Source organism: bacterium (genome assembly GCA_022763185.1).
Lineage (GTDB): Bacteria > Bdellovibrionota_G > JALEGL01 > JALEGL01 > JALEGL01 > JALEGL01.
Genome location: JALEGL010000009.1, coordinates 111,388 through 118,431 on the forward strand (window position 1 = coordinate 111,388; position 7,044 = coordinate 118,431).

At 39.5% G+C, this 7,044-nt stretch carries 8 protein-coding genes; 6 read left to right on the forward strand and 2 right to left on the reverse strand.

From position 1 onward, the window contains the following. The first annotated feature begins 83 nt into the window (after nt 1–83). From MRY82_06575 to MRY82_06595, 5 genes are all read left to right on the forward strand, one after another. Nucleotides 84–1,517 (forward strand): hypothetical protein, encoded by a 1,434-nt coding sequence (locus MRY82_06575; GenBank protein MCI5072586.1) that lies wholly within the window; start codon nt 84–86, stop codon nt 1,515–1,517. Beyond that, nucleotides 1,518–2,540: a succinylglutamate desuccinylase/aspartoacylase family protein gene (locus MRY82_06580; GenBank protein ID MCI5072587.1), complete on the forward strand. Its 1,023-nt coding sequence runs from the start codon at nt 1,518–1,520 to the stop codon at nt 2,538–2,540. After that, nucleotides 2,537–3,286, forward strand: a complete 750-nt coding sequence (locus MRY82_06585; protein ID MCI5072588.1) for a protein kinase — start codon at nt 2,537–2,539, stop codon at nt 3,284–3,286. The genes MRY82_06580 and MRY82_06585 overlap by 4 nt, the downstream gene beginning before the upstream one ends. 35 nt (nt 3,287–3,321) lie before the next feature. Continuing rightward, entirely contained in the window at nt 3,322–4,080 is a 759-nt protein-coding gene (locus MRY82_06590; protein ID MCI5072589.1) for an SDR family oxidoreductase, read from the forward strand. 92 nt (nt 4,081–4,172) lie between these two features. Next, nucleotides 4,173–4,475, forward strand: coding sequence for an HPF/RaiA family ribosome-associated protein (locus MRY82_06595; protein ID MCI5072590.1), 303 nt, complete (start codon nt 4,173–4,175; stop codon nt 4,473–4,475). Between the two features lie 65 nt (nt 4,476–4,540). Here MRY82_06595 and MRY82_06600 read toward each other — a convergent pair whose 3' ends face one another. Then, nucleotides 4,541–5,293, reverse strand: a complete 753-nt coding sequence (locus MRY82_06600; protein ID MCI5072591.1) for a prepilin-type N-terminal cleavage/methylation domain-containing protein — start codon at nt 5,291–5,293, stop codon at nt 4,541–4,543. A gap of 386 nt (nt 5,294–5,679) precedes the next feature. Here MRY82_06600 and MRY82_06605 point away from each other — a divergent pair, with 386 nt between their 5' ends. After that, nucleotides 5,680–6,198: a hypothetical protein gene (locus MRY82_06605; protein ID MCI5072592.1), complete on the forward strand. Its 519-nt coding sequence runs from the start codon at nt 5,680–5,682 to the stop codon at nt 6,196–6,198. Nucleotides 6,199–6,416: 218 nt separating this feature from the next. Here MRY82_06605 and MRY82_06610 read toward each other — a convergent pair. Beyond that, a partial coding sequence (locus MRY82_06610) for a hypothetical protein (protein MCI5072593.1) occupies nt 6,417–7,044 on the reverse strand: 628 nt, incomplete at its 5' end.

Below are 7,044 nucleotides of genomic sequence, written 5' to 3' on the forward strand. Positions count from 1 at the left end.
ATCAACAATCAACACCACAGTATGTCCGTTGAATTTGAATATTTTTCTTTGCTTAAAGTCTTATTTCCTATACCTTTTGCACTGTGAATCGCTCTATTGAATGCATTGCGCCCAACAGCTTTGAACAAGAACATCACTTTTATCCCAAAGCCCTCAATGCTCAACTGCATCCCATGGTAAGTTATTTTTTTAACATGAGCCATGAACGGATCATCAAACGTTACAAGCACTTAAATCCAAAAGTTGACTCAGAGGTTTTAAGTCAGATGTTAAGCTACAAATGTAAATATTATTTTTGGGGTGGCTCGGATTTGTTTTACGTGACCACCGAATCCGGCAATAAAAAAATGGTGGTTTTGGAAACCAACTCATGCCCTTCTGGACAAAAATCCATGCCGCAGCGGGGTGATGAATCCGACGAGTATCGCGGCTATCGTTTTCTGATCCAACAGTCTTTTTTACCCTTGCTTAAAAAAAAGCGTTTGATTGATGGGGCTTTGGCGGTGATTTACGATAAAAACTACATGGAAGTTTCTGGTTATGCTGCTGCCTTAGCTGACTTGACCCAAGAAAAGGTTTATCTGGTTCCTTTTTACTCAGATGATGATCAAAACAATGTCTGGATGGATGACGGTGTTTTAACAATCAATAGCCATCAAGGAAAAAATATCCCTATTCGGGCGGCATTTAGGTATGTCACGCAAAAACCCTGGAACCGAATTCCACCCATTTGCAAAACTTTGATTTACAATTCCACCTTAATTTGTCTTGCCGGCGGAAGAAATAAACTCTTGGCCAACAAAGCCTATGAACTGTTTAATTCTGAACTGGCAGGCACGGGGTTAAAAATCAATACGCCTGAAACCATTAAAGATGTTTATAAAACTGAAGTTCCTTTATGGGTCAAACGTTTTGGCGGCAAGGCCGTGATTAAAATTCCCTACAGCAATGCCGGACAAGGCGTATTTACCATCACCAATGATGACGAGCTTGCCAACTTTATGCAGCAAGAGCATGCCTACGATCAGTTCATTGTGCAAAGCCTCATTGGTCATTATGCCTGGAGCTCCAATAGCGCGCAAGGCAAGTATTTTCACGTGGGCACCTTGCCCAATAAAAAAGGCAATATCTATATTGCTGACCTACGCATGATGGTTTGCGCTTCAGACACAGGCTTTTCTCCTTGTGCGCTCTACGCAAGACGGGCTAAAAAACCTCTGGAAGCCTCGTTTAGTGGCAACAGTTGGGATGTCTTGGGCACCAATCTTTCTATTAAACTGGAAAACAATCAATGGTCTTCCGATACATCACGTTTGATGCTATTGGATAGAAAAGATTTTAACATGTTGGGTATAGGCATGGATGACTTGATTGAAGGCTATATTCAAACCCTGTTAACCATCATAGCCATTGATAAAATGGCAAAAAATTTAGTGAACAAAAAAGGTCAGTTTAGGATGAAATTGTTCAAGTCTCTGGACAACGATGCTTCCTTGCTCAAGGAGATTTGTATTTAAATGACAGCCATAAAAATCATAAAAACCAAAGAAGATTTAAACATTTCTTCACTCAAGCGTGGAGAAATTCATCGTTTGCATATTCAATTGTCCGATAACGCTTTGGGTGTGCCCTGGCGCATACCGGTGATTATTTTACGCGGCGCCCATAAAGGTCCTACCGTAGGTATCACCGCAGCTTTGCATGGCGATGAACTCAATGGTATTTCCACCATTTTTAAACTCACTGAGAAAATTGATCCCAAACAGCTGTCTGGAACTCTGGTTTTGGTCCCCATCAGCAATACACCGGGTTATCTCATGAACCAACGTTATTTTTCTGACAACCAAGACCTTAATCGCATTATGCCAGGCAAAGCTGTGGGTAAAACCAGTCAGCTTTATGCCCACTACTTTATAAAAAAACTGGTGAGCAAGTTTGATTATTTACTGGATTTGCACACAGCCAGCCATGGACGCGTCAACAGTTTGTACATTAGAGCAGATTTAGAAAACGATGCTTGTCGGACTTTGGCCTATCTACAAAACCCACATATCATTGTGCAAAAATATGACGTGGAGGGTACCCTGCGGGCCTGGGCCAATGACAATAATATCCCAGCCATCACCATTGAAATTGGCAACCCCAACGCTTTTCAACACAATCTGATTGATGAAACCTTAGAAGGTATTTTAAATACTTTGCGCCATTTTCATATGATTAAAGGGAAAGTCAAAGACATGATTCATGAAAGCACCATTTGCGATCACTCTTTTTGGATTTACTCTACCCGCGGCGGCATTGTTGATGTTTTGCCGCAACTCACCGATGAAGTCAAGGCCGGCCAAGTCATTGCCCATGTATACAATGTGTTTGGCGAAATAAAAGAAAAAGTGGTCAGCGAAAAAGCTGGCATTGTGATTGGTAAAAATGTGATCCCCAACTGCGATGCCGGATCACGTTTATTGCATTTGGGTGTGGACTACATCAAACCCAAAGCCAACAATATCCCTGGCAATACCGCATACAGTACCAAAGCATGAAAACAAGCAAAACACCTGCAATCCTCAATGCCTTTGATTTTGAAGATGGAAAAATAATTTCATCCAAGTATCAACTGGTTAAAAAACTGGGAGAAGGTTGGGAAGGTGAAGTTTATTTGGTCAAAGAATTGGACACCAATATAGAGCGCGCGGCCAAGTTTTTTTATCCGCACAGAAACCTCAACAATAAAACCGTAAAAAGCTATGCTAAAAAATTGCATAAGTTAAGAAACTGCAGTGCTCTGATTCAATACATTAACAAAGAAAGTTTTAGATTTAAAAAACACAGCATTCAATATTTACTATCAGATTTTATTGACGGAGGCTCAGTCCAGGCCTATTTAAAAAAGTTTCATCCAAGAGGCATGCCTTACTATCAAGCTTTGCATCTTTTTTACGCCATTGTTTGTGCATGTGAGGAAATTCATAAACACAAAGAGTGGCATGGTGATTTGCACCTGGAAAACATCATGCTGCAACAGTCTGGACTGCGGTATGATATAAAATTGATTGATATCTTTCACACTGCGCACAGTCCCAATGACAAAGGCAGTCCTTTAGAAGACTTATATGACATTTGTAATATCTTATACGAATTGATTGGCGGCGCAAAGCGCTACGCCAAACAACCGCAAATCATCAAAAATATTTGTTGTGGGCGTAAAAAAACTTTGATTAAAAAAAAATTTAAAAACACCCGCACGCTCAAGGATTTTTTAGAAAGCCAAGCTTGGGAAGTATTTTAATTGCACTATACATTTTTTAAGTTTTTAGAGGTACCATGCCCCAGTCTTTAAACCATAAAACAATTTTAATTACTGGTGCCAGTAAAGGCATTGGTCAAGCGGCTGCTTACCATTTGGCCGAACGGGGTGCAGAAGTTATTTTATTTGCTCGCAGCGAAAAAGCTTTAGAAACAATTGCGGCCGAAATTCCTAACAGCCACTTTTTTGTTGGGGATGTCTCAAAAAGCAAAGATGTCAAAGCTGCCATCGACCTTGCAGTAAAAAAAACCGGGCGTTTAGATGTTCTAATCAACAATGCCGGCATCATTGATCCAGTAGCTACACTCGCTGACTCCGAGCCGGATGCCTGGAGTAAGGTCATTGATGTGAATGTGAAAGGGGTGTATTACGGCCTTAAATACGCCATTCCGCATTTATTAAAACACAAAGGAACGGTTATCAACATAAGCTCTGGCGCTGCCAGAAGCGCTTTAGAAGGCTGGAGCCATTATTGCTCCAGCAAAGCCGCTGTTTTTTCTTTAACCCAATGCGCGCATAAAGAATATGCTAAGCAAGGTCTAAGAGTTATAGGTTTAAGTCCCGGTACCGTGGCCACCGATATGCAAAAAACCATCAAAGACTCAGGCCTTAACCCCGTCAGTCAACTGGACTGGAGCACCCATATTCCACCGCAGTGGGTGGCGCAAGCCATGGCTTTCCTTTGTGGTTCTGGCGGGGATGCTTACCTTGGCCAAGATTTCTCGCTTAAAAGCAACGAAGGTAGAAAAGCTGTAGGACTGCCGCTAATTTCTTAATAAGCGAATAGCGCTTAATATTTATCTTTAAAGATCTTAAAGTGATTTTGTTTATTGTTTTTTTTATGTATAGTCTTGCTACTATGCAAATTATGATCAATTCCGATAGCAGTGTTAATGTTGATGAAAGAGTTCAAGAGTATGTAACCGACACAACCCATAATGCTCTTGCCCGCTTTGAGACCAACATCACCACGCTGAAAGTACACCTGAGTGATGAAGCCAATAAAAAGAGTCACCGTATCTTTAAGTGTAACCTAGAAGCACGTTTAGAACACATGAAACCCACCGCTGTTAGTGCTGAGTCTGATAATCTGGATGCCGCTATCGATGATGCCCTGGTTAAATTAACCCATCACCTTGATCGGGCTTTAGGGAAAATAAAGTCACATTGATGGGCTACGCTTTTTTTAGCTTTGTCTAAGGACTTTACAACAACCTGTTTTGTAATGGTTCAGGTTTATTCTTGAAGGTTGAGCTTAATCAATTCTGTGCTACGAATTTCTCCATCTGCATCACGGTACATGCCTCTGGCAATGATGCTGATATCTTTGTAAGAAAAATAAGCATCTGAAGGCGACGGGCCCCTACCACACCACGTGGGTTCATCACTAAAATTATGATCGCCATCAAGGTCGCCAATGGCTGTAACCATCATGGTGTCATCAACAGGAACACCGTATTCATCGGCCAACAGTAAATCTTTTTTTGCACGCATCAAATAATACGACTCTGGAAAAGAGTAAAATGGACCCACCCGTATATTATTGGAATACTGATTGGTGGTGACTTGCTCTTGATCCGCTGCTTCGTTCAAACCTAAATATTTTGGGTGAATAAAGTAATTGTCTGTGGTGCAGGTTTGCGATACTGGATCATAGTCCAGCTCACCAATGCCGTGGTAATACAACTTTACTTTTTTACTGATGGGTTTGTACAATCTGGCTTCGTCTTGTAAACAAACCGGCGCAAACCTAGGAACTGTTTTACATAAAACATCTCCATACTGTGAGTGCCGTATCAACATGGCTTCTTTACTGGCAAAAATCAACTCTGCATCATAAATGGTCTTAACCAATAAAGCAGCCTCAGCTGTTTTTGCTCTTAAGACAAACCTTAGATAAGAAGGAATTGCGACTGCAGCAATTACGCCAATAATAACGATAGAAATGGCCAGCTCAACCAGCGTAAAACCTTTATTTTTTTGGGACACCTGTTATTGTAACATTTTTTCTCTCACCTACCAAATGTACCGATGCAGCCCTTATAACTTTATTTAAATTTTTACTTTAAGTCTCATAACTTACATGTTTTATACGTTTGCTTTTGGTTATTGGCACCCTCTATCAGCAGATCAAATATCAGAACCACTTTTCAAGACATAAATATTATTTATGTTTATTTATATTGCTATTTAAAAAATTTTAATTTAAAGATTGCTTTCATGACCAATACTGCTTGGCATATTTCTTTTACTGCATTCAGCTTTTTTGCTGGATTCTTTTTCTATTTTGGCGCCTAGCGCCATACATATTTTTCCCCACACATTCATATCTTTATTGCTTTAAACCAAAACCTTAATTGTTGTTAGGAAACAAAATGAAATATTATTTAAAACTTTTATGTGTCGCTATAGGCTGTCTTGGCTTAACTCAAAACGCCTCAGCGCAAAATTTATTACCTTTATTGAATACAAAAGACCTGGAAATACTGATATCTCCAGATCAAAATAAGATTATCATCAATGGAAACGTCATCACCGAAGGTGTTTATAAAGACCTACCTAATCAAGAAACAACACCTTCTACTCTGGATAAAAATTACAATAACAATGATTTTTATCAAAATAGAACAATTGATGGTCATGTTATAGAATATTTGCAAAAAAGACGTCCTTATATAGAGGACCCAAGCATGCCTTTTTTTCAAGAACAAGCTATTTATTACAACACTCAAAATGGCTGCATTACAATTATTGTCTATGATGGTTTACAAAAGCTACAGTGCAGATATGTTAACACCCTTATCAATCAAAACAACAAGGACCAACTTATTTCAAGAATGTTTGAGTATCTGTATGAAGGCTCTTACGAATATTGCCCAGATGACCCTGCCTAAGTGTTGTACTTTTAATGGATACTGTTCAATAAAACAAAAAATATTTGCGGATTGCTTTGTCACAATAGAGAAAGCAACCCGTTTTTTGAGATTGCTATTGTTTTCTGTGCTAGGGTCTAACGGTAAATATATGGCACAGAGTTTTAAAGTTAATTTTCTTAATTGTTAAATGCTCAACAATAATCCAAGTACTTAAGCTTTAATGTTTTTTCATCGATTCAAAAGTTGTACCTTATAGAGGCATAGACATTGCTGGCGTCTTCAAATTGACCAAAAAAGGTAAACTCATCTTTACCATAAAATACATTACCGCCTAATTCTGCTTGCCAATGATCATCCAATTTATAGTTGGCACTGGCTTTTAAAAACCCGTCCTGCTCATTGACACCATAAAAATTAAAGATAGAAATCATCAAGTTTTGTTGCATCAACAGTTGTGTCATTCTTAAGGTTAACATATGCCTCACTGCATTCTGAGCATTCGGTGCTGGATTATTGGCAACATAGTTGGCATGGTCCTCCATGTATTCCATGTAATATTGCAGGGAAACTTTTAAGTTGGCTTTGACTTCTCGTTCATAGCCCAACAAGCCGCGCCACTCACCATTGCGCAGCAAAGGGTTGTTTCCTTGGGCATCATCATGACTTTGATAATAGCCGGCTTCAGCATTAAAGATCCCTTTAAACACTGGCCCTCGGTAACTGGCACCATAAACTGAAAGTTTAGGAAAGGTATATTTTTGATTGGCTAAACTAAAACCACTGGGGCTTTTCCAAAAACCATTATAATAGTAGAGGGCAACGCTATGAGCTTTGATTTGCCGGTACAGTCGCAAGGCCCATTCA